Source organism: Treponema primitia ZAS-2 (genome assembly GCF_000214375.1).
Taxonomy (GTDB): Bacteria; Spirochaetota; Spirochaetia; order Treponematales; family Breznakiellaceae; genus Termitinema; species Termitinema primitia.
Genome location: NC_015578.1, coordinates 2,218,854 through 2,244,440, shown reverse-complemented (window position 1 = coordinate 2,244,440; position 25,587 = coordinate 2,218,854). Strand labels below are relative to the sequence as shown.

8 protein-coding genes and 1 tRNA gene are annotated in these 25,587 nt (G+C 53.5%); 8 read left to right on the top strand and 1 reads right to left on the bottom strand.

Annotated features, from left to right (window positions below; translation table 11 throughout):
- Nucleotides 1-29 precede the first annotated feature (29 nt).
- Entirely contained in the window at nt 30-18,554 is an 18,525-nt protein-coding gene (locus TREPR_RS09770) for a hypothetical protein (RefSeq protein WP_015708148.1), read from the bottom strand.
- Between the two features lie 490 nt (nt 18,555-19,044).
- On the opposite strand from TREPR_RS09770, the gene TREPR_RS09765 reads away from it, so the two are divergent.
- The 8 genes from TREPR_RS09765 to TREPR_RS09730 all read left to right on the top strand — a co-directional run bounded on the left by TREPR_RS09765 (nt 19,045) and on the right by TREPR_RS09730 (nt 25,581).
- Nucleotides 19,045-19,116: transfer RNA gene (locus TREPR_RS09765), tRNA-Cys, on the top strand.
- A 176-nt stretch (nt 19,117-19,292) separates the two neighbouring features.
- Nucleotides 19,293-20,732: a tyrosine-type recombinase/integrase gene (locus TREPR_RS09760; RefSeq protein ID WP_148257284.1), complete on the top strand. Its 1,440-nt coding sequence runs from the start codon at nt 19,293-19,295 to the stop codon at nt 20,730-20,732.
- A gap of 129 nt (nt 20,733-20,861) precedes the next feature.
- Nucleotides 20,862-21,188 carry a helix-turn-helix domain-containing protein gene (locus TREPR_RS09755; RefSeq protein ID WP_015708146.1) on the top strand — a complete coding sequence of 109 codons (327 nt, stop codon included), beginning with the start codon at nt 20,862-20,864 and terminating at the stop codon, nt 21,186-21,188.
- Entirely contained in the window at nt 21,172-21,708 is a 537-nt protein-coding gene (locus TREPR_RS09750) for a hypothetical protein (RefSeq protein ID WP_015708145.1), read from the top strand. The genes TREPR_RS09755 and TREPR_RS09750 overlap by 17 nt, the downstream gene beginning before the upstream one ends.
- Before the next feature lie 2 nt (nt 21,709-21,710).
- Nucleotides 21,711-22,946 carry a phage terminase large subunit gene (locus TREPR_RS09745; RefSeq protein ID WP_015708144.1) on the top strand — a complete coding sequence of 412 codons (1,236 nt, stop codon included), beginning with the start codon at nt 21,711-21,713 and terminating at the stop codon, nt 22,944-22,946.
- Nucleotides 22,943-24,193, top strand: coding sequence for a phage portal protein (locus tag TREPR_RS09740; RefSeq protein ID WP_041611127.1), 1,251 nt, complete (start codon nt 22,943-22,945; stop codon nt 24,191-24,193). Before TREPR_RS09745 ends, TREPR_RS09740 begins: the two co-directional genes overlap by 4 nt.
- Nucleotides 24,183-24,905 carry a response regulator transcription factor gene (locus tag TREPR_RS09735; RefSeq protein ID WP_015708142.1) on the top strand — a complete coding sequence of 241 codons (723 nt, stop codon included), beginning with the start codon at nt 24,183-24,185 and terminating at the stop codon, nt 24,903-24,905. The genes TREPR_RS09740 and TREPR_RS09735 overlap by 11 nt, the downstream gene beginning before the upstream one ends.
- Nucleotides 24,886-25,581, top strand: coding sequence for an HK97 family phage prohead protease (locus tag TREPR_RS09730; protein ID WP_015708141.1), 696 nt, complete (start codon nt 24,886-24,888; stop codon nt 25,579-25,581). Before TREPR_RS09735 ends, TREPR_RS09730 begins: the two co-directional genes overlap by 20 nt.
- The last annotated feature ends 6 nt before the right edge of the window (nt 25,582-25,587 follow it).

Below are 25,587 nucleotides of genomic sequence, written 5' to 3'. Positions count from 1 at the left end.
GCCATTTTTAGCCTTCCGTTTTTTCAGCCTTAATTCTTCGGCTTAACATAGTAGGCAATCCGATAGTAGTCGCTGTTGGTGTATCCAATAGCCGCCTTCCAGAACTGGGTGGTGGTATTGCTGGCCGGGGTATCCCGTCCAGGCCAGGTCTCAATACTGGTACGGTTTTCCGTTATAACATACCGGGCCGGCACTGCCATGGTTTCCCATCCCCTTTGGGACACGCCGTTACTATCCGCCACATCCCCGGTGAATTTCACCGGGTCATAATAAGCCATTTTAACCCCATCGTAGAAGTTCGTCCGGGTAATGTCCAGATAGGATATCCAGGGCCGGTTGCCCTGGTCCAGGCTCAGATCCACCCATCGGCCCACAGCGCCTACATCGTCCACAATAATACTGCTGCCGGCGGCATAGCTTGTGCCGTTCCAGGCCAGTTTAAGGTAGATCAAGTCCGTGCTGTTGGATTTGAAGAACGCCAGGTGGGCGTCGTTGTTGGTCTGATCGATCTGCATACTGATGTACTGCCCGGAGAAACTGTAGTTGGGGTCCGATGCGTTCATGGCGTATTGCACCGTCCATTGGCTTGATTCCGCCAGGGGGTTAACAGCCACCGAGGCGTAGGCGATCCGCACGGTCTGATGATCCGCGTCATAATAGGCGACCACGGGCTTCCCGTCGTTTTGGAGGTCTATGGCGCTCCATTCCCCTGCGGAAACCGAGCGGGCTAAGCTGCCCTGCCTGACACGGTTGGTGCCCAGGGTGTCATCCGCGTCGTAACCGCCGTCAAGGTTTGCCCAGCGGCGGGCCCGCAATGACAGGGTAACGCTGTTAGCGGTATAGTTAGTGGCAGGATTGCTGCCGCTGTTATAGTTCCCTGAACTGGTTGCCATGCCTGACTTGGTATACCAGTACTTCATGGATTTATCCTTGGTATCATAATAGGTCATGTGGATATCATTGCCCCGGGTTACCACCCGCGGGTTGGTAAACTGGTTGATGATCTGATTATGGTACACCAATTCTACGTTGTACTGCCCGGTAATATTACTGGACATGGCAGAATCGTAACGGCCTCCGCCGTTTGGATCGTAACCTTTAATCCCGCCGCTGTCGTAGTAATTGAAGTTACCTGCGTAGGACCGGGTGCTGTTGTAGAATACCGTCGGGTTGGCCGGGTTGCCCGGATTGCTCGACCGTTTGGTGTAGGGTATATGGATATCCGTATGATCCATAGTGCCCCCTCCGTTATAGGCAATGATGGTGGTCCTGGTATTATTCGCATTGGAATTGTAGTACAGGCCCTGGTCGGACAGTTCCGTCCAGGCGCCCCAGAGGGTTCCGTTTGCGGGGTCCATGGTCATAGAGGGGTCCACCGGCCGGGTGCTCTGGGAGAAATACCCCCGGTTGCCGTTGGTTTGGAGATCGTCGGACTGCCAGATATGGACCGCATGATCGTCGTTCCAGAGTTCGCCCCCGGGCTCTGCAGGGTTATAGCCACCCCGGTTCCAGCTGTTCAGGTTGTTGTTCCGGTCATTTACGGTTTGTGCGCCTCCCCCTGCGGCTACCCGGATCGATCCGGTAACCGCTGCGGCAGGCACAGTAAATTTGATGGCATGGGCGGACTGATCCGCCGCGCCGGGGGTCACATCCGCATCGGCGCCTTCGGTGTAAAATTTAATGGTGCTCGTGGTGCTCGGGGCGTTGAGGTTCCAGCCGTTCATGGTTACTGTTTCCCCCCTGCTGAAGGTGAACCAGCCTTGTTTGGAACGGATGGTGCTATATCCTTTGGAGGCGTCCCGGGCATAGCCCTGAATATAGGGCTGGATGTCCACGCCGATACGGCTGTACCCTTCGTTTGCCGTCAAGAGGCTGAAGCCGTCGTTGGTCCCACCGCTCCCTGAGTTGGGGTGGTTTCGCTGGGTGTTCTGGTTATTGGTAACATCCCTGACGATTACTTCGACCTTGATGTCCGAACCGACTATGGTATTAGCCGGTATGGATTCCGTATCCCACACAAAGGCCCACTCAGCCCGGTGCCCGTCCAGATCAATATCGTTGAACACATAGGCCTTGTTGGCTTGAGCATCGTAGGAACCGGGTATGCCGGTACTTACGGGTTTTAGTACCCCCCTGGTGGGGTTAGTACCGGTATAGTCAGTATCCTTTTCGAGTATCTTAAATTCGTTGGTACCCGCGGATGAAGTAAATTTGAGGGATACATCGCCGATGCGCTGTTCGTCAAAGGCGTAGCCACGCAGTATTACTGAACCACTGAGGGTGTCCCGGGTAAACTTGGTGGGCCTGTTGGCTTCAATAAAGTAGCTCTTCAGGCTGCTGTCAATGGTGCTGGTATTCCCACTGCGGGGCTCTATGTGCCCGGAGCGCTGTATGTTGCTGGCGCTCCCTTTCGGGTTAAAAAGCCCGGGCCTACCGAGGTTGTCCCCAATGCCTGAGGAGGCCGCAGTATTTGTGCCGTTGGCCGCGCCTCCTGCGGGGTTGAAGTCCCAGAGCTTGACTTTGGGCTTCACCGTATCGGTGTTGGCCACATTAAGGCCGATCACCTTAATGTCGAAGGGCTGATCCCACACCGTGTAGGGCCCTGCATTATCGTATACGTTAACCCCCCCTATTTGAATATACGCGGGATGGTCATCTGGTATCATGGGGATCTTTATGGTGTTGTAGACCTTAAGGATGAACTTGGCCCCGTTGTTTCCCACATCGCTGATGTAGCTAAATTCCGAATCCCCAAAGGGGCTCTGTTCGCCCCCCACACCGATGGTGAAGTCCTGGCCGTTTATGTTGGCATAGCGGTCCAAGGTTAGGGTAAGTTCCTTAGCGGTCCCTGAGCCGGCCACTGCGTGGCCTATGGCCATGAAGATAGTTCCCTGGGTGAATCCTGCAGGGGCGCCCACCGCTTCCCAGCCTGTGTCCGCCACCGTTTCAATGCGGTAGTATTTCCCCGCAGTCAAAGCTGTCGCCGGGGTTGTGGCCGCCGCATAGGCGCTTACATAGTACAGACGATAGTGGTAGGGGGCTCCTTCCCCTTCAATATGAACCTTGAAGCCCAGCCGCTTGTTGCGGACCGTGATGTTGGTAGTTTCGTAGTTCGCCGTAATGGCCCGGTATTCCCGCCCATCGCTGAAGTCCGGGAGCTTGCTGCTGCCCAGGACATCCGTAGCGATGGTGACGCTGGTTACTCTAGGGGGATTGTTGGAGAAGAACAGCCGGTATTCATAGTAACTGGCATTCCCGGCGCTGTCAAAGACCACAAAGTGTACCTTGCCCAGGCCGTCGTTGAAGGTGGTGGTGTTGAGATAGGAGTACCAAACATTGTGAATCCCGTTGTCCGTGATGCCGTCTATAAAGCCGTCGCCGTCAGTATCGTCCGCGGTTTCCGCCGGGTTGTCAATCACGATGGCAGAAACATTGTTGCTCCCAGCAGGGACATCCAGTTTTGGAAGCCGGACGCTGTCCGGGCCTCCCTGGTTGGGAACGCCCCCCGCAACCTGGCGGCCCTTATACACAGGGATAGTGTCCCCTGCCTGGTATATGCCCCCGGCTTTTTCCTTAATAGCCATGGGGATGTCCGCAGTACCGTTGTTGCGGCTGAACCAGACCACCACCTTGTCGATGCCCTGAACGGTGATCCCCGTATCGGAATCCCAGGCTTCACCGACCAGGCGGTAGTTGGTACCCGCCGCCACGGCGTTCCCAGTCATGGACCCCCAGGGGTAGTAGCGGTCCAGTTTTAGGGGTATGTCCAGTATCGCGGCTGTTCCGATCAGATCCGTTACCCGCAGGGACAGGTTATAGGGCCTGGCTATGTCGAAGCTGATGAGATCATCTGCGTTCAGGGTGAGGGATATTTCGTATTCCACATAGAACTTGCCTGTGCCTGAGTACAGGTCCCCCGCAGGGTGGGTACCGGAGGCGCTGACTGCTTCCACCACCCAGCTATCGGCGCTGGATGCAGGAGTACCTGTGAAGCTTGCCTTAAACAGGGTTCCCCGGATGTTCTGCGCCGCCCCATAGGTAGTATAACTGTACGCCGAACTTGGCTGGGTGTAGATAATGTACCAGCGGCCGTTTACCATTTCCTGGGGCCGCTTCAGGTGTTCCAGCGCAGGAACTGCGTATTGGGGCCAGCTGGGAGGCGCCCCGGGGTTGAGAGTAGAGGGGGAGGCCAGAATATTGGTATACCCCGAATCGCTTTCCTTTTTCCAGGTGATGGTTTCCAGCCCCGTATCGTCCCGTACCCGGGCTTTCACGGTGAAGCTCCCGCCCAGGTTTGGCGCCGTACTCGCCGTGGCCAGGGGATAGGAGACATTGTCTTTTATGACCCGGTAATCGCCGTAGTATTCCGGCTGCCCGGCCACAAAAACGACCTTGGTAGAATGGAGTAGGCCCTTCTGTTTCCGGGTCCCGTGGTCGCTGTAGGAAGCGTCCCAGGCCATAACCTCCACAGTAAAACTGCGCTTGTCCTGATCCCCCACCGGGCTGAGTGATCCGTCCCGGTTGATGGTAAAGGACCAGGCGGTAAAGGCTCCGGGGGTTATTGCGGGGGTGAATCTTCTCCAGCCCCCTATGATGTCCCCGGCGTTGCTTTCAGGGTCCAGATCCCCCGGGGTCCCCCCTGCTGTATAGAAGAGGTTTCCAAGATTATCCTTAACCCGGTACACCATGGAATGGACCCAGTCATTGTCCTGGGCCAGGCCGTTTATCGAAGCTTCGCCACCTACTTCCCTTCCGTTGGGATAGTCCGGGTCGTTGGGTAGCGGGAAATTGATGACCACCACCGGGAGGTCCCCGTTGGGGTTAATCTGGAGTTTGAAAATATCCACCGCGATTTTACCCGTGGCTCCGCTTGAGGCGTATACCATGGATCGGGTAGATTCGTTGCCCGCCTTGTCAATCACCTTAAAGCGCATGGGAAGTTCGTAGATCTGATCCGTAGTATCGTAGGTAACATATGCAGCTGCATCGCTGAGTTTTGTTATGTCCAGAATGTCCGGAAATTCGAATTTCCAGTTGTTTATACTGTTACTGCCTATGAAAATAGTTTTACTGGGTGTAGCGCCTACAGGTTTTGTAATAGAATCGCTGTACTTGTGCCAGACCGTATTGCCTGAGGTTTCCGTTTTTCCCAGCTGGTAGTACAGATCCGCCACCGAGTTATCGTCAGAGCTTACCCCCTGGACTATGACCCGGGATTCCACCCACTTATCCATGTAGGGATCGTTGATCTCCAGCACCGGGGCTTCGCTGTCAAAGGTAAATTCCCTGGTGATGGTGGTGGTCCGGCCTGCGCCGTCCCGGGCTTCCACATAAATAGTGTGGGCTCCGCTGGAAATCTGTGACATCGAGGCGCCGCTAAAGGCTTCCAGGAGTATCCAGTAGTTGACCTGGCTGCCCACCTGATCCGTAGGAGAAACCGTAGGCTGCGCATTGGTCCACACAGGCGCCGTGCCGTTTATCACGGTCCCGCTGCTAAAGTTGTTGTCGTCCATTTTTCCCCGTACCGAGACGATGGTGTTTTCATCAGTGGCGACAAGGTAGAAGGCGGCGTAGGTTTTTGAAGCATCGTTGTTTTTCGCTTCCTTTCCGCTGTAGAAAAGGGGAAGCTTGGTGTATCTGTTTGGCAGCGCCGTGGCGGTATCATAGGGGTTCATCAGGCGGAGAACCGGGTTTTTGCTGTCGATGAAGAATACGATATCTGCCTTGCTCTCATCTTTATTCGCCACCGGCAAAGCCTGGTCTTCCGCCCTGAAGGATATGCGGTACTTGCCGTCGTTTAATCCCAGGCCGTCGGTCCCGAGCTTGATCTCCCAGTTCTCCAGTTTTGATCCCTGAATGCCTGATTTCAGTTCCTTCCAGGTATTGTAGGTGGTAGTAATAGTGCTTGCCCAATCGCCTGAGCCGCCCAGCAGGGTGTAATCCCATTTTTGCAGCTTGTACTGGGCCAGCTTTAGGCCGCTTTCGTCTGAGACATTGCCCTGGATCCGGGGATTGTTTTCGATCAGGGTGGTCGGGTAATCCGGAGGATTGGGGATCAAACTAGTCGGATAAACCAGGTTGTTTAGCTCAAATTTCGGAGGCGAGGCATCTATTGTAAAGATGCGCTCGTCCTTGCCCACCCAGCCGTTGCCGTCAGTGGCGGTAACCGTGAAGGTATAGGTATACACCCCCGGCGCCCCTCCGGTGAGGGTTGCAAACAGGGCTTTGGTGAATTTTTGGGTGAAGTTTCCGTTAATGGGCCCTCCGGCGCTTCCGGCGCTGTAGGTCTGGTGGTAGAACGCAGTGCCCATGCCGCTGATGGTGGCACTAACATCCTTGAGGGTGTAATCCGACACTTCCACAGTTGCTTCAAAGTAATAGTCCGCGGCGGTGTCCCCGTACACAGTATTGTTAAACTGGGGAACCCTAATCGTTACATCCGGCTCCTCGCTGTCAATGCGGAAGGCCACCCGTTCATATTGGAAGAACGCGTTGCTGTAGTTTATGCCGTTGTGGAAGCCGTTCAGGGTCATGCCGTTAACATTGCTGCCCGAGTCATACACCATGATGTCCACGGTATGGTAGCCCTGGCTGAGGATGGTCCCGTTCCTGTTTTTCAGGGGCAGCTGCCAGGTCACATTCTTCCCCCCGCCGCCTATCCACGAGGGCTCCGAGACCCTCCAGTCATAGGGTTCAGTTCCCGTTCCCCCGGTATTCCCCACAGCAGTGGACGGCCCGGTGTAGTCAAATCGGTAGTAAAACTGTTCTTCCCCGTTCTTAAAGACAAAGGAGTATTCGTCTGAAAAGGAGCCGTTGAGTTTTGGCGCAAGCCGGTCGGCTATAATATCCGCTCTGCCGGGAAGGGCGGCGTAATCCGCCGCATCTGGATAAAGAACCTGGGTATTGCCTTCCGGGGTAGTCTTAATGATATAGAGATTGTCCTCGTTAATATTGGTGAAGTTTATATTCGGCCCCGCAGTATCCTTGTAGAATGTATAGCCCAGGGGCGTAGTTTTTCTGCCGTTGTCCTCAGCCACAAACATTAAGCTGTGGGGTCCCTGGGTCATGGTATCCCAAAAGGGAACCGTAAAGTTCCAGGCCCTGACCCCTGCCCCGTTTGCTGCCCCAAGTCTGAGTTCCAGGTTGGGCACATAGGAGTACTCTATGCCGCCGTCAACACTGACCTTAAAGGACGCCAGGTTCGGCTCCTTCAGGGTCCCGGTTATTACAGGCTGGGTACCGTAGGTCTGGGGCGGCGCATTAGGCGCGGAGATAAAGGCTGCATCCAATTCCAGTAGCGGGACTTCGGTATCCACAGCAAAGGTGGTGTAGGCAGTATTATTCGCCGCAGGCTTGGTGATGGCAACCCCGTCTAAGCCGTTTACCGACTTCCTGGCGGGATCATCTTCCACATAGGCGCTGAAGCTATAGACCCCGTCGGCTAGGGAGCCGGGTGAACCCGTCTTGGGAATCTCGTATTCAAAGGCGTATTCCCTGGAAGAGCCCGGGGTAACCTGGCTTACCTTGGCCGGGTCCACAGTCACGTTTATCCAGGTGCTTCCGTCAGGGGTGTACTTCAATTGTAAGGTATTTGGCGCAATTCCGTCATCATCTGAAATCACCCCCGTAAGTTTATACCCCTGATCCTTGGTATCAATGGTCCGGTAGCTGTTGGGCAGCGGGGCATAGGAGGGCCGGCTGTCAAAGCCCGTGAAGAGGATCACCGGCTTGTCCGTGGACTGGTCCACCGTAAAGATCCGGTTATTCGCAGCGCTGTTGTTGGTGCTGACGTTTCCCGCCCGGTCCCGGGCAATCACGCAGAGCTGGTATTGGGTATTGTCGCTAATAGTTGTGGTGTCGATAACCCCCCGGTAGGGGGCTGCGCCCAGAGTGGCGGCGGTACCGGCCCCCAGGGGCGGACTGGCAAACCGGGTGTCATCCCAGCTGGTGGGTTGCATTGCGCCCATAGGCAGGAGTACGTACCTGACCCCCAGGACCCCATTATCATCCGAGGCGTTGATGTTAAAAGAAATAACCCCGTTGACCCGATCCGCATTGTCCCCCACCAGGGGGGTAATATTGGTAACATAGACCTCAGGCGGAGTATGGTCCACCACCAGGGTCCGTTCCAGAACCACCGTCTTATCCACAGTATCGCTGATAGTTACCCGGTAGAGGTAAGTTCCGTCGTGCAGTTCCCCCGTAGGGTTGCTCACGCTGTCGTACACCTTTTGGTTCACCGTAACATGGACCCGGTCATAGGGATCCGAAAGCGGGGATGTGGTAAAGCCCGAGGTCCCTATAAGGACCGGCGCCCCGGTACCTGTATCGGCCAAGACCGTAGCAACGCTGCCTGCGAAACGTTCCACCTTTACTGCGGCGCTGCTGGTTGCGCCATTGGGGAGTTTTGGTGCCTTGAGCTTGTTGGTGTCCCAGGCATCGAAGTTGAAACTGAAATCCGCAGTGGCGTAATTCGCCCCCTGGGCCGCAGTAACATTGGCTGAGAAACTCAAGTCTTCCATTATGGCTGCGCCTTTGAAGGTCCTGATAAGGGGTGGGTTCTGATCAAGGTAGAAGTCCACGCTCTTGGGATTCTCCGACCAATTGCCCCCGTCCGAGGCAACCACCCAGAGCCTGAGCTGGCCTTCACTTATGCCGAAACTGCTGATGTCCACCACGCTGTCCCAGGCTGCGCCCATGTGCTCGGTTTCCAGCCAGTAACCCCCGGCGGCTTTAAGCTTGTAATCGTATTTTGGCGGGACCCCGCCCAGGGCTGCCCGGATAGCCGGCGCATAGCCGGTACCGTCCCCGTCAAGGTCCCGGCTTCCATCGTCGCTCACGCCGCCGTTGTAGGTCCCATCCACTTTTTTCAGATAGTAGAGCACCCGGGTAATCGGATTGGTATCCAGGGCGGTGCCACTGATACGCAGCAGCCCACCTACATTATTACTGTTCTGTAATGGGGAAAGTATGCTTACTATAGGCCCGTTCTTGTCGATATTTATCTTCCGGGTCAGGCTGGCGGCATTTCCCGCTGCATCGTAGAGGGTCACCACATAGACATACTGTCCGTCCACGCTCAGAGTGTCTTCGATACCTATATTGCTGGGATTTCTGGGCAGTCGGTAGCCTGAAGGCAGGGCCCAGGTGTATAGCTTGGGATCAATTCCATCCTGAACTGTGACAAAGTTAGTAATATTGGTAAGAGGAACCACTGCGCCGATGGATCCGCCTGTGGGGGTGTACTGCTGGGTGATGGTCATATAAACGGGAGTGGAAAGGAGATTCTGATCCCGGATTTTACCGCTCAGCTGGAAGTAGTTATCCTCCACATATTCCACATCCGGGCTGGAAGCCGGAGGCTGGGGGCTGATTTTCCCGGCGGGGATAGTAATCGTGAGCTGGGGGGTAGACATATCTATCCCGAACAGCCGGGTTTCTGCGGCACTATAGTTGCCCGCCCCGTCTTTAGCCACCACGTAGAGTTTTTTTATGCCTTCACCCAAGACCTGGAGATTGATGGTCCCCGACCAGGGGGCGGTCCCGTTAGCCCTGGCCCAGACACTGGTCAAACTCAGCTGGGTTGCATCGCTTAGTATATTTGTCGCAATTTTCACATCCGGAAGGGTCCCGCTAAACCCCCCGTCCCTCACTAAATAGTACACATCCGCAACCCCGGAAGGGGTGATGGTGCCGGATGTGGTGGGCATATAGTCCAGGGAACTTCCGCTGATATTGGCCAGGGTCCCCTTGAGCCAGGTACTGGCATGGGTAGAGTCGTAGTTCACCGGCACCAGGGGGCTTGCAATGGTAACACCTCCGCTAAGGCCGCCGTCTCCCCCGAGCTGGGGAGCGTGGGAGTCCAGGTTTACGGTCCGTGTTATGGAAGTGGTTTTCCCCGCTATGTCTGTAACAATAATAGTGTAGACATAGACTCCGTCTTCCTTGCCGTAGCCCTCGGGACTCAGATATGCCGCCGCAGTATTGCTGCCCGGGTTACGGGGCAGGCTGAGGCCGGGATTGGCGCTGGTATTGGAAAGTACGGCCCAACTTACATTTTGGACTCCCGTACCAGTATACTTGTATACCAGATTGCCCGGTAGGGCGGTATCGATGGGGCTAACCCCCACTTTGCGCTGGAACACTTCCACTGTTTCTACCCCATTGGTATCCCCTGCGGTTCCTTCAAGGGTAAAACGGTCGTTGGTCAATTTGGTATCGTTGGTATTGATCGCCGTTTCGGTCACTGTGGGGGCGCTTTCATCCACCCAGAAACGGACGTCCTTCATAAGGCTGTGGCGCCCAACCCCGTCGTAGGCATAGGCCACCAGGCGTTTTTTACCCTCCGTGGTGATATCCTTTCCCGCTCCTATGGTATAGGTGGTGTTCCAGTCCGCGGTTCCGTTTGCCAGTTTCCAGCCGGCTTGCACAATACCGATGCCGTCCAGGGGCAGGGTGGATGCCGGACTTGAGCCGTCAGCCCCAATCCAGGTATACACCGTGGTCACCGTGCCCGGCGCAGGATCGCTGGCGGTTCCCAGGATAGTGACGGACCCGGCATAGATAGCCAAGTCGTTGGGATGATCCGGATCCGCCGGTTTTATGCTCAGGGTAGGATCGGTATTATCCACAGAAATAGTGCGGGTGATGGCGCTTTCTTTTCCTGCCTTGTCTTTGAAGGTAATTTTATACGTATACTTGCCGTCCGCTAACAGGGTAGTGGCCGGGCTACCGGGGTTCCTAGGCAGGCCGGTTAGTTCCCACCACCTGGTTTCTGCGGGCCTGCCGCCGGGTATGGAGCCATGGGTAGCGTATTCGGTGTAGTTTGTCCCGGGGTTGTCTGTAAACGCCTTGAGTAGTACTTCTGTACCCCCATCTTTGCTCTGGCTTATCTTGACACCCGTATAGTCATTTATGCCGTAGGTATCGTAGAGGGTACCCCCCAGGAAGAACGCTATAGCAGTGAATTTATCTGTGCCCATGGCCAGTTCATCCCCCATCGGGAGAGCCTTGTCCACTCCGAAGAGGTATTGAACCGGGCTGGCCGGGGTTCCCGGATCGCCGCCAGTATTTCCCGCATAATCCAGGGCCAGCACCTGAAGCTGGTATTCCCCTTCCGGGCTGAGAACTGTAGTATCGATGCTCAGGCGCCAGGTATCGTTTCCCCCGGAAACGGCGTGTTCAGCCCGCTGCCAGCCATTGGCAGCAGCGGTGAGATCGTTTTTCCCTGCATGGGGCGGAATCGTTGTCACCGACCTGAGGGCTATCCAGTAGTAGATATCCTCTACTCCGGATTTGTTGGCCCCGGTGTCTTCGGCGCTCCCCCGGATAATGGCGTTCTGATCGAAGAAGGAATTCTGGAGGGGATTTCCGGCGTCCAGGAAGACCCTGGGCGGCGTGGTGTCTATGGCCACATTCCGGGTCAGCAGAACCACTGAACCCGCAGCATCGTAGGCAGTGAGGGTATAGCGGAATTTGCCGTCCCCGGTATACCTGTCCGCAAGGGCGGGGGTAAAGCTTATGGGATCAGAGCTGTTTGTACCGCCGTTACTAACGGTGCTTAAATTGCTTGAACCATGAGCCTCGGTGTCTGTGTCTTTATAGGGTAGGTCATTAAAGCACCAATACTGGGTCTGTTTTTTATAGCTCGGGTGCCTGTTAAGAACCAGGGTCACCGTAATAGTCTGGGGAATAGGGGAGGGCCCCGTTCCTGTCCATTCCTGTTTCAGCACCACCCGGTCGATAGCATTGCTGTCCTGGGCACTCCCTTTAAGTAAAAATTGGGGCTTTTGCATGGATTCTGTGGAGCCTTTTATGACCGTTTCCTCAAAGGAGGGTTGGCTGTCATCCTTGGAGAAGTAGCGTATGCCCACATGATCTGTGTTGGTACTCGGGTTATACAGTTCAGGCGAGCTGAAGTTGCCCAAATGGTCCACCGCGATCACCGCCACCTGGCGCTTGCCTTCCGCTGTGCCCCCCAGGGGGATGGTCTTAAACCACAGGGACGACAGGCCCGGGCTTATGCCGTCAACTTCTTGCCAGGGCCGGGTATTGTAGTTGGTATTGGTGGGATCATAAATGGGGTCCGCCGGGTTATAAACAGGGATCGGGACCGGAATCGCCACCGCGGGGTATGAGGAATCATCTTCCTTCAGCCCTGTCCAGTAAAGGACTTTTACTACCTTGCCGTAGGGAAGGTCTTTGGCTTCCCCTTCGATGGTTATCTGCCCAATGGCCTGGGAATTGTCATTGTCCGGGGTTTTTATGTGTACCTTGGGCTTTTCCCTGTCCACAGTAATGGTGCGGATAAGGGATGCGGTTTTCCCCGCCTGGTCACTTACGGTTACTGCATAGGTATAGACGCCGTCCGCCAGGGTAGCTACCGGGGTATTGGGAGCTGCCCAGGGAAGGCTGCTCATGGGGAGGGAGCCGCTGAGGGTGGCTAAATTAGTAATATTCGCCAGCGTTAGGGAGGGCCCGCCATTTATGGACTGGGTAACCGTAACGGATTTAAGCATATAGCTGTCCCTGAAATTCAGGTTCAGGTTGAAAAAATCTTTTCTCAAGGGGCTGCGGTTTTCAGGCGAATTGGTATAGGGGGCCGTTACATCGGGATCGATAAAGGTCTCTTCCACTTCGGGCTTGGCCTTATCTACCTTGAAATCGTATTTCAGGGGATCCCCGGACAGGGGAGGGACGCCGGGGGTGGTGGGTTTATTGCCGCCTATATTGCCCGCCACATCTGTGGGAAGTACCCAAAGGGTATAGAGCCCTTCCGTAAAACCGGGCTCGGATATATCCAGGGGCACGCTCCATGAATCTGTTCCTGAGGCGGATAGCCAGTTCGACTGAAGCAGATCAAGGGTAGTATAGGGCGGCGGGGTACTTCCCGCACCTGTTTGGGGACCGTACCAGTAATAGACTCCGGATACCCCGGAACCGGCGGTATTATCAGGGTTACTATCGTCAGCGTCACCCCGGATATTGGTGGTTGTATCGTACCATTTATCAGGCTGATAAGAACTGAACTGGATTTTTATCCCCGGGGGAGTGACATCCACCTTTACCCGGCGTACCAGCCGGGTCTTTCTGCCCACTATATCCGTAGCAGTAATAGTGTACTGGTAAACGCCGCTTGCAACAGGATCATGGTTGCCCAGGGCATCCACGGGCAGCTTCTTTCCTGGTCCCAGATCATCGGTACTCCAAAGCTCGTCTATCCCTGAAAAGGGCGCATGGGGAATGGTAATGATTGTGGCAGTGTCCCAGGTGTTGGAACTGAGCTGTTTTTCCTGTTCAATTTTAAGGGAAACCAGTTTATTGGTGTCCCCGAAGCGCCCACCCAGGCTGAATTCCGAGGCCACCAGTTTTTGGTTTTCCGTACCAATGGTGTTTTCCGTCAACTGCGGATCAGAGCGGTCCAGGGCATAGGGGAAATCGTAGCGTTTGTCCTGGTCAAGGCCTCCAAGTTCGGTTTCAGCATCGGTACCCAAGCTAGCTCCGGAGTACAAAAGCTTTTCACAGCGGTGGCCTTGATTGTCAAAGGCGATGATCTTCATCCGCCTGTCCCCTTCGTGTTCGCCTATGGGCAGGTTAAAATCAATACGCCAGGAATTTGGGGTGCCCTGGGCGGGCTTCCACTCCCAGGTCTCAGGGGCCCCTGTCTGGGCTTCAATCCAGGCAAGGCTTGGATCCCCATGAGCTGGGGAAGCCGAGGCTAAGCCGTCCCAGTAGTAGACATTTTTTACTGTACCCGGGCTCCTGTCTGTTGCCTCTCCGGCCAAAAACAAGTGCTCCGTGGAAAAATAAGCCCGTTTCGTTGAATCCACATAGGAAGTATGGGGCGTAATAACGCTAATCTCAGGCGCTTGGGTGTCCACATGGACGGTTCGGGTAATGGAACTGATCCGGTCAGCCACGTCTATAACAGTAATAGTGTAGGTGTAGATACCGTCATAGGCGCCGCTTTGCAGTTCTGCGGGGCTAATCACAGTTTTGTCAGTTTTTCTGGGCAGCGAAGGCAGGGTCCAGTTATATAAGCCTGCCCCGGGCACCAATAGCGGTGCGGTGAGCTCACCGGTAAGGGTACTATCCATGCCTGAGTCCTTCCGCTGGATTATGGAAAAAGACTTTAGTCCGTTGGCATCGGAAATAAGCCCGGTAAGATCAAAGCGAAGATCCCGGTAGTAGGTAAATGCCCCGGTTCCCGCAGCCAAGTCAGGTGTGTTGAATATTTTTCCACTTACCGCAGGAGGGGTTTTATCCAGGGCATAGGGGAAATCGTAACGCTTTGTCGGATCAGTGACCCCCAGCTCGGTTTCAGCGTCAGTCTCTGATCCCCCGGGGCCTGTGTAAAAAAGCTTCTCACTCCGGTGCCCCTGGTTGTCAAAGGCGATGATCTTTATCCGCCGCTTTCCTTCGGGAGTATTGTTAGGCAGGTTAATTTCGATGCGCCATGAACCGGGGACCCCGTCGGCGAGTTTCCATTCCCAGGTAGCAGGGAGCCCTGTCTGGGCTTCAACTTGGGCAAGGGTAGGGTAGCTAAGGGTGGGAGAAACCCCTTCCGGCCCGTCCCAGTAGTAGACATTTTTCACGGTTCCCGGACTCCTATCCTTAGCCTCCCCCACAAAGGTCAGGCGTTCGGAAGTAAAGTTTGCCCTAATCACCGGGTCCAGATAGGAACTCTGCTGCTGTTTTACCGTTACCGTAGGCGCCTGGGTGTCCAGGTACACGGTCCGGGTGATAGTGCTGGTCTGGTTCGCTACATCGATGACAGTAATAGTGTAGGTGTAGATACCATCATAGGCGCCGCTTTGCAGATCAGCGGGGCTAATCACAGTTTTATCAGTTTTTCTAGGCAGTGAACTCAGGGACCAGTTCAGGCTGGTACTGCCGGCAGTAAGGGTGGTGCTAAAATTAGTTATATCAACCGGCGTTTCCAGGTTCCTTTGCTGGGTTATGGTGTAGGATTGCAGCCCGTTGGTGTCAGAAATAGTGCCGGAAAGGTCAAAGAGTATATCCTTGTAAGAAGTATAGGCCGCAACATTTTCAGGATCGCTTGAGCCTGTTATTTTGCCGCTTGCCTGGGGAAAGTATTTGTCTATTCCATAGGGTATGGATACTATGTTAGTATTTGCAAATAAATTTGTCGTTAGGGCAGGGGTAAAATAGGGAACCGACCCGTTAAGGGCCAGGCTTGTTTGCCCCGTCTGATCAATAGCCGCGATATAGAGTACAAACTCCCCCTCCTCAGTTGCCGTTTCCACCGGGACATACACGCTCCAGCTGGTCCGGGGGGCGTTCCGATTGGCAAGGTTTGCGTGGGCCCATAAATTCAAATCAGTTACCGGAACAGCAGTTTTTTTGCCGATCCAGTATTTAACATCTGCAATCTCCCCATTGGCTCCGGGGATTACCGGAGGATGCGCTTCCTTGTCCTGATCATCCCTGGTAGGATCCCAGGCGCTTCCTGCGATGCTGAAGTTGGAACTAAACCATCCGGCCCCGCTTGCGGGGTAGGTGCTTTCAACAACCGGGGGAACCTGGTCAAATTTTACGGTAAGGGTTGTTTCGGTTGATTTCAGGAACCGGTCCTTTGCCAGTATCCCTACCGTAAGGTGATCCTGGTCAACCCCGGAAAGATGGAAGTCCCATTGGCAGGTTCCGGTCACCGCAGGGTTCGTATCACTGGGGCCGCTGATACCGACCATATCCAGCTTTGCCTGTTCCAGAATCTTTTTAAGGTTATCCATGCCATTGGCATCTCCGCCGATTTTAGTCCAGGCCGCTGCATCTGCCCGTATTTCGCTTAAGCGCTTCTCCCCGTACTTTGCAAGCCGTTTATTGGTACTGGTATCCGAAGTAGCGTCCCCTTTAAACCAATCCAGTTCCGGTGCGCTTTTGATCCAGTTAATATAATTGATATCCCAGTACTGGACTATGCCGGGCAAATTTCCTGTATAATAGGGCGTAGTTCCATTGAAGCCCAGGGCGCCACCGTTAAAATTAGCGGTGGAGGCAGCAGCCCGGGGAGGGCGTATTTCCAGGTACAGGGGATTGTTCCCATCAAAGGCCTCGATCCGGACCGGGAAATCCCTCCCTGCATAGCCATAATTCTGGGGTGTTTTTATGGTGATCGCCGGGTTTGCGCTGTCTATGGCAAAGAACACCGGTCCGATAGTATTACTAACTGCGCTAAGCCCATCTTTTTTAGTGATATCGTCGGTCACCGTAATGGTAAGCCGGTAGATCCCATCCTCCAGAGCAGGTAAACCATAGGCCCTGCCCATGTCTGCGCGACTGAATTCAAAGTTGATGGACCTGTCCTGCCGGCCGATCAGTTGTTCGTTATGGGGAATAGTTTTACTGTCCGATGCCTGGGGAACATATCCCGGCGCCTCGTCCCCGGCATGGGTTCCGGTTTTGTAGAGTTCAAATTTTGCATTACCCGGATTTGCCAGGTTAATCCCGTCATCGTCTTCCAGGATACCCCGGAGCCGGGCGTTCAGGTCCAGGATATTGCTGAATGCCCCGGCCAGTTTTTCCGCTTCGTTTATTCCCCCGTTAAGGTCCGTAAATTTGACTGTAGGCTTATCATCCTGCTGATCAACATGGAAGTGATAGCCTATAGGGGCGCCATCCTTGGCCAGAGTTGCCAGGTTATCCGCCTTATCCTTCGCTGCCAGGAAGAAGAACAATTCCCCGGTACTGTTGGCATCCGGGAAAGGAATAGTAGTATTGATGGTCAGGATATCCGGGGCACTGTCTGTGGATTTAAGGATTTTGAAAACATCATCTGTGGCATAGGGAAGATCATCCACAAAGCCGGCCCAGTATTCGGATGATCCTGCTGCCCCCAGAGGCGCAGCAGGGGCTGAAATAAAGCCATGGGAACGATTTTGATCATTGAGTGTAGTAATGCTATCTTTATTGAAGTTGTAGACAGCAGAGGCATTGATAGTATTATTAACGGATGGCAGTATCGTTTCCAGATAAGCCTGAGCCTGGGGCTCGGTAGTAAAAGCCGGTGTTTTTATCAATAGATATCTGAATTGCCGGTACAATTTACTGGCAGTGTTATTGGGTTCCGCCAGTTGTTCCGCAAGCCCGCTGGGGTCATCGGCTTTGATATTGATGATCACCTTGCCATTTACCACCCGGCCTTCACTGATACCCAGGGGCCGGTCTTTCTTAAAAGCAATGTCCAGGGGCGGTGCGGCGTAGTTTACCACAAGCGCTGGGTCAATTCTGGGTATTGTTACTGTGGGTGGATCATTGTCAATGGTGATCTTCTGTTGCCAGATTACAGGGCTATTCTGGGACCCCGAAGGATAAGCCTCAATCAGGAAAGTGTAGGCACCGCTGGAGAAGTTGAAGGCCCCCCCGCCTTTTTCAGGATACTCTGAACCCGGGGTTACTGACAGGCTGACTGCGGATGCGCTTAAAGTTTCATGGCCGTTAATGTCCATGCCGGGAATGCCGGTGGTATCCTCATACCGCCAAATAAGTTCATGGTAATCCCCCTGGGCCCTCCGTACCCGCAGTTTGAAATTTTCGATACCCGAGGAATGAGACGCAGTGGCTGAGAAGGAGAAGGGCTGGCTTTGGTAAGCAAGGTCCTGACTTCTGGTATCCATTTCAACAGAAAGAAGGACCTGCTCAACAAAGGGAGTAATTGTGATGGGCAGGTAATCGTATTCCCTGCCATCAAGGGTAAAGGGCGGCGGGAAGATCGTTTCCACCGGGGGCTCAGAATCCCCGGAATCCTGCACCCAGATTTGCATCCGGTATACTCCGGTTTCGTAGGCATCCCATTTATTCACGTCTTTCTCAGCATTAGGCGCCTCCGGATCATCCGGGTGGACCCGCATCATCCACCGGAAATTTAGATCCGTGGCCCCATCAGCCTCGGTGGAGTAAAAGTCCATTTTTGCCCATTCGCTGGGAACATCGGTTCCTTCCCGCCATAGTTTTATCCTGGGGAATCCCCCCCTGATACCTTTGGAATCCGTAGAAATACCGGTCAGGTAATCCCCCTGGGGAATGGACAGCCCCCTCCTGATGGCCGCCAATTCGCTTTCCCCCACCACACTTCGGTTTTTCAACATAAAATTGGGCCGGTTAAGGTCGATTCTGGGGGGCAGGTTTTTGATTTTGTAAATCAGATCCGAGGTTTCCGAAACTTTCCCTGAAGTATCTACCGCCCTAAAGCGTACTTTGAAGGTTCCATCGTCGTCATCGGTGGTCCTTTTGGGCCAAGTCCAAATATACGACCCCGGTTCAGGGGCAAAGATCGGCGCCCATGTGGAGTTAGGGTAATCCGCTTCCATGCCCGAACGGACATACACATGGTCCACCTGCATATCGTCGGTGACTGAGACCCGGAAGACCAGATCCCCATCGATAAAGGCTCCTGAAGGAGGCCATTCTATGGCTATAAGCGGCGGGTTAACATCAACCCGGATACCCAACCCTGCTTCTACAGGATTTTCACAGGAAATCAAGGCCACAAACGCCAAAGCCAGAACAACACCCTTCTCAAGAAACCTTTTCATACTATACCTCTCTCAAACCAGAACCTAAGCGCGAGATTATTCATTGTTAATAAAAATTAAAAACGACAAAATAATGTGATTTCCCATTATTTTTAGATCTTTATGCTTTTAGTCTACTAAATGTTTAAAAAAATAAAAGATTATTCATTAATTCCCAATCGATTTTCCTATTTTTCTACCAAACAAATGATAAAAATACAAAATAAGCCCCAAATTCCCTCTGGTTTTTTTCTGAAATACCGGACTAAAGCTAAACTTTAATCGTAGAAAGCACAAAATACCTTCTTTTAGACAAAACAAACCTCTATAAATACCGCCAATAGAGCATCCATATCGCCAAAAGCGTCAAAACACCCCAAAAACGAGGGCCCGTTGAGATTTCCCGATTTCCAAAAAGGTGCCAGGCACCAATTTGAAAAAAGTCGAACCCCTGGCGCTGTGACTAGACATTCCTTGTGATTTGGGATATGATTTGTATATTGTAATATTTGGCGCCGTACCCAAGCGGTAAGGGAGAGGTCTGCAAAACCTTTATGCGTTGGTTCGATTCCAATCGGCGCCTTTGTCTAAATCTTTACGTTGTAAGTAGTGAAAAGTGACCTTTGTGAAATATACAAAAGGTCGCTTTTAGGTAAATCCTTGCCAGACATAGAAATAAATCAGCTGTGAATAGCGGTTTAAATCTTAGTTTTGCGGGTGTATGCAGGTATGTCTGCAATACCCGCAAAGGGGTTTACCATGCGAGTAAGAGAGTCTTATTCACTGTACCAGCGGAAGACACCGGCGGGGGTGGTCTTTTATTATCAGGTCTATGACGAGGCGGGAAAACGGCTGTGCGGCCATTCCACGGGGAAAACGACCAAAACAGCGGCAAGGGAGTTTTGCAACCAGCTTTTGAAGGCGGGGAAGCTGCTGCCGGAAAAAGAGCCAGTACCGACCTTTGGGGAGTTTTCCCAGGGGTGGTGGGATTTCGAGACCTGCCGGTATACCAAGAGCCGTAACGCCCGGAATAGTCTTACCCAACGGTATCTTGATACTGCTTCGTATAACCTGAAACAGTATATTTTGCCTTATTTTGAAAAGAGCCGCATTGATCTGATTACCGATGTCATGATCGATAACTGGCTGCTTGCTCTGGTGGGCAAGGGTTTAAAAAAGTCTACCGCCAATAATGCCTACAACATTTTCAGGACCATGCTGACCTACGCCCATAGGAAATTACGCCTTATCCCTTCCAACCCGTTTGATTTGGTTGAGAAGCTCGGTTCAGACAAAAACCAGGATGATGGAGATGATGAGTACCAGGAAGATATGACTATTCTTACCCCGGAAGAAGTGAAGCTGTTGTTTCCTGAAAACTGGGAAACGGTTTGGAGCAAAAAACTGTACTATGTGCTGAATATGCTAGCGGCTTGCACGGGTATGCGGATAGGGGAACTGCTGGGGCTGAAGGCTAAGTATGTGTGTAACGGGTATATCTATGTTAGGAAACAGTTTGACAGTCTGGGCTACCGGAATGTTAAGACAAAAAGGCCCCGGTATATTACTATTCCGGCGGGCGTTGAGGATGAGCTGCGGGAGCTTATTGCGAAAAATGGGGATGGGTTTATTTTCGTTTGGAGGCCCAATGCCCCACAGCCGATATCACGGGCTTGTGTAACTATTGAGTACCACCGGGCACTGGAAAAGGCAGGGATTGCCCGGGATGTGCAGAGAAAACGGAACCTTCATATGCACGGCTGGCGGCATTTTTTCAACACCTTTCTCCTAACCGAAAATATTACCGATGATAAGGTGATGGCTATGACGGGCCATCTTAACAAGAAAACGAAAGAGCGGTATACCCATTTCGACGGCTCCAAGTTTACGGATGTGCGCGCGGCGCAGGAAAAAATGCTGGACCAGAAACCGGGGATGCCTGTCCCCGCGCCACTTGCAACGCCGACTTCAGTCGGCAAGTTCCCCGCGCAGATACCGGCTCCGGGCTCAATGCAGGATGGGGCGGTCAATATCCAGGTGCTTAATGTGGTGGTGCCTTCGGAAACGGGTGAAATAGGCGATCCTATGGTGTGGCTTGAGCGGGTTGATTTCTCGGCTATTGCCGAGGTGGTGAACAGGAAGAAGTGGGAAGAATGCAAGGAGCGTAATGTAACGGAGAATAGTGCCGGCGCTGTCTAGGATTTATAAAAAGGTTTGTGAACGTCCCTGGTTTCCCAGGGGCGTTTTTTTTGCTTCCACGTCAAAAACTCGGCAAAAAATTACCTTTGTGAAATATCCAATAGGCGAATTCCGGGCGAAAGTGGGGGCATGGATAAAGACAAAACGGTGTGGGCGGAAAAGGTGACGGTCATCGAGGACCTGATGACGGTGCATGATGTGGCACGGATTACCCAATTCAAGGTTTGCACGATCCGCAAGTTTGTACTGAAAGAAACGATTCCCTTTATCAAGATTGGGGGCGGTTTGCGGTTCCGGCCTTCTGAAATTGCGGCATGGATTAACGGGGGCATGAAAGGCGGGGATGCGGCGGGCATCCGTTCCGGGAAGGGGGAGGCTGAAAGAAATCCGGAACTGTTTACCGGGCTGGAAGCGGAGTGCATTTCCAAGGGGGCCGGTGATGACGGACATAAATAAGGTCATCGAGGAAGTACAGGCGGTAGTTATGCCCTTTGAGTCCTGGGAACGGCTGGCCGGGGAAAGTGCTGTGGCCTATGCGGCGTTCTGTGCGTTTCGGGACTTTGGGCCGGAGCGGAATATCCGTAAAGCTGTGGAGGTCTCCGAGAAGGACGAAACGAAACAGGGCAAGAAGTATCGGGTCTGGCGGGGCTGGGCGGCGGCGTTCCGGTGGCGGGAACGGGCGGCGGATTATGACGGGTACCTGGACAAGCTGAAACAGGCGGAGCTGCGAAAAACTATCGAGGAGCAGGGGAAGGTCCACCGGGCGGTTACGGGGAAAATGCTGCAGGTGGTGAGCAAGAAGCTGGACCTGATGGACCCGGCGGACCTGGCGCAGGGAACCGTAACGGAGTGGGTTTCCACGGCGATCCGGGCAGAGCGGGAAGCTGCGGGGATTACGGCTGGGAAGGATAAGCCGGAGGGGTCGGTCGATAAAAACGGGCAGATTACCTTTCTCCCTGAGTTTGAGGGGCTTTGAGTATGGCGGTGTTTAACCCTACTGCGGTTCAGCGGCAAGCTATCAAACTGGTTAAGGGCGGGGCGAAACATATTCTGCTGTTTGGCGGGTCCCGGTCGGGCAAGACTACGGTCCTGGTGATGGTGATTGTCTACCGGGCGATCCGCTTTGCGGGGTCCCGGCATTTGATTTGTCGGTACCGGGCCAAGGATGCGCGGTCCTCGGTGCTGCGGGAAACGCTTTTGCCTGCACTTTCGAATACGGTGGGCAGCAGCCGCTACAGCTATCTGGCCCATGAAAGCATGATTACCCTTTTTAACGGGTCTGAAATCTGGATTGGCGGACTGGGGGACCGGGAGCAGGCGGACAAGATTCTGGGGCATGAATACAACACGATTTATTTTAACGAGATTTCACAGCTTAGCTATATTGCGGTTACTACGGCGTATTCACGGCTGGCTATGCGGGTTCCTGGGTGCCGGAATTTGTTTCTCTACGACTGCAACCCAGGCTCGCCGCTCCATTGGGCGTATAGGATTTTCATTCGCAAGCAGCAGTTTTTGAACGGTGAACCGCTGGCCCGGCCGGAGCTGTACGCTTCCATGCTGCTTAACCCGGCTGATAACCGGGAGCATTTGCCCGATGACTATATTTCCGATGTGCTGGATGCGCTGCCAGAAAAACAGCGGGCACGGTTCCGGGATGGGTCTTGGGTTAAGGCCGAGGGGGTTATCTACGAACTGTTTGACGAGACCATGATTCTGAAAGCGGCGGATATGCCTGCTGAATATGACCGGGTTGCTGCGGGCCAGGATTTTGGGCTCAATATTACGAATGTAAAAATTGGGTGGGTGAATGGCGCAATTTTTGTGCTAGCCGATTACGGCGCTTTTAATATGACCACGAAATCGTTTAACGAGGAGCTAAAATCACGCCATTGGTTTGACAGTATCGCTGATGGCAGGTATGAGTATCTCGATTTTCCGGTTTACTGCGATCCGGCTGGGGGAGAGCGGATTCAGGAGATTACGAATGGAACTAAGGCTAATAACAGTGTTGAAAGCGGGATTGACTTTATTAACGCAAAGATTGAGCGGAGTCAGTTTTTTGTTGCTGATAGCTGTACTGGCGTTCTTTCGGAGATTTGGGACTACTGCCGGGATGAGGCGGGGGAAATCATAAAGCTTAATGACCACTTTATGGATGCCTTGCGCTATGCGGTGTTCTCTGATGTCCAGCAGGGGATTATCGCGCAATGAAACTATGGGATTTCTTTTTTAGCAAACAGAAAACTCGTGGCATGGCGGCTCAGTGCATGGAGAAAGAAAATTTTCTTGACAATTATGATAACTATAGTACTATATATTCTGGCAATGGGTATTTGCACAATGCCTGGGTGAATATTGCGGTTGGTATTTTAGTCCGCAATATTGCACGGGCAGATTTTGTTATTGTGCGGGGGGGGAACGATGTAAAGGGCGGGCGGCTGTTTGATCTGTTCAGGAGGCCGAACCGGCTTATGAGCCGGTACGATCTCTGGAAGGAAACGGCTGCCTGGTGGTACCTGGAAGGCGAGGCATTCTGGTGGTTTGGTCCCGAGTACGGGGGTGGGCTGCCGCATGAGATCTATATTCTTGATCCGAGAAGGGTGCGGCATGAGGACAGTGCGGCGGGGGGCGTATGTGATCCATTTCAAAAAGTAAACAGGCGGTGGTTTTATCAGACTGATACCGATCTGATACCTATTCTGCGGGATGAACTTATCCATTTCCGGGACTGGAACCCCTGGAACCCGGTTCGGGGTGTTAATCCGCTGGCGGCTCTGGCCCTGGAGCTGGAGCAAGACTATTTTGCCAACAAAGCTAATAGCCAGCTGCTTAAAAATAACGCTGTCCCTATGGGGATTCTGAAAACTGACCAGGCTATCCGCCCGGAGGAAGCTGACGCCCTTGAAAAGCGCTGGGAAAGCAAATACGGGGCGGTTCGGGCTAACCGGAAAATTGCGGTGCTGGGCAAGGGGACCAGTTTTGAGCCCCTTGCCTTTACCCCGGAAGTTATAAAACTGTTCGAGCTGAAACGCTGGAACCTCTACACTATTCTGGCTAAATACGGCATCCCTCCACGGGTTGCCAATATCAATGACAAGTCTACGTCCCTTTCCGGCAAGGATACCCAGGAGCAGCACGCTGCGTTCTGGAAATACACCCTTATCCCTGCCCTGCGGCAATTTGAAAGCATACTGGAAACACAGTTTTTTATCCGCCTGGGGCTACAGGAAACCGGGAAATTTGATCTCTGGGATATCCCTGAATTGCAGGAAAGCGAAGATGCCCAGAGCAGCCGGGATATTGCGGAGATCAATGCGGGGCTCAAGACTATCAATGATGTTCTGAAAGAGCGCGGGAAGGATCCCAAGCCCTGGGGCAATAAGTGGTACCGGCCTAAAAACCTGGTACCGGTGGATTTGCAGTCCGGTGGTGCTTCCGGGGAAGGGCATGGCGAATAATATTATTGTGGCGAGTACTTCGGTACCGATTGCAGAATATATTCGCAAAAATATCGAGCAGCTGACCCGTAATGAGCCGGTGCTGCTTGCTTCTGGTTTGGAGGATTTGAAGGAAAAAATAAAACGGTTTCAGGCGCGGCTGGTGTTTCTGGAATCGAATTTTGCGGACATTGCTACGCCGTATCTAATGGCGGTTTTGAAGGGGAAAAGCGAGCGGGCCCGGTTTGCGATTTTCAGTTTTGAGAAGGCGGTGTGCCAGGAAGTGGAGCGTTTCTACAACCTGGGGGCGGCGGGGTACTTGAATTACCGGGATGGGCCTGAGGCCTGTTTGAAGGGCTGCCGGAAACTGCTTGAGGGGAAAGAATACTTTCCGGAAGAAATAGCTGAAACCGGGGCTTTACAGCATTTTTCTGACTATCGCCTGGGGGAACTTAAGCAGCAGGGCTTGACCATGCAGGACCGGGAACTGATGTGCCTGTTGAGCCGGGGAAAAACGGCTGGGGAGATTGGCGGGCTCCTGCATCTGACCTATGAGACCGTGAAGAACTACAAGAGCCGGATTTACAAAAAGTGCGGGATAAAAAATGCGGTGCAGCTTTTATTGTTTGCCTTGTATATGGGCTATGTGAGCCTGGAAGAAGTGCTGAAGGCCGCTTTCGGGGAAGGCGGGAACATGATGGACACGGGGGTGTATGGTGATTCTGAGGAATAAGGGCGGGGAAATTGCGGTGCGGGACCGGGCGGGGCTGCTTGCGTTTCTGCGGGGGGAATTGGGAATGGGGAAGGATGAGGGAGGAATCAGGAATGTTGAATCCGGTTTGGAGGTGATTGCGGCGGCACCCTTTGTCCTGGCGCTTCAAACGGGGGATGTCCAGGACACTGCCTCTGGCGTGGCCTGGACATTCAGTACCTTTGACCTTGACCGCTTTGACGAACGCATTGACCCTGCGGGCTGGGACTATAAACAGTTTATGCAAAACCCGGTGATTCAGTGGGCGCACAAATACGACATCCCGGCGATTGGCCGGGCCGATGGGCTGTATGCCGATGGCAAGGGGCTGCACGGGTCCATCATCTTTAATGACAGGGACTATGACGCTTTTGGCTGGGGTATCGGGGAACGGGTAAAGGCCGGGGTTATCAGGGCAGGGTCCGTGGGGTTCCGGGTACTGGAAATCGAGATTCCTTCAAAGAAGGATGCGGAGGATGGGACTACGCTGATTTTTCGCAAGCAGGAACTTTTGGAATTCAGCGTGTGCAATGTCCCGGCGAATCCCTGGGCGCTGGCGAAGGCAGCTCTGGCCAAAGCTTCCCCGGCGGAAGGCGGCCCGGTGGCGCTTGATTTGCAGGCTTCCCGGCAATTCCTGGGCGGGCTTATTCAGGGGTAACCAGGG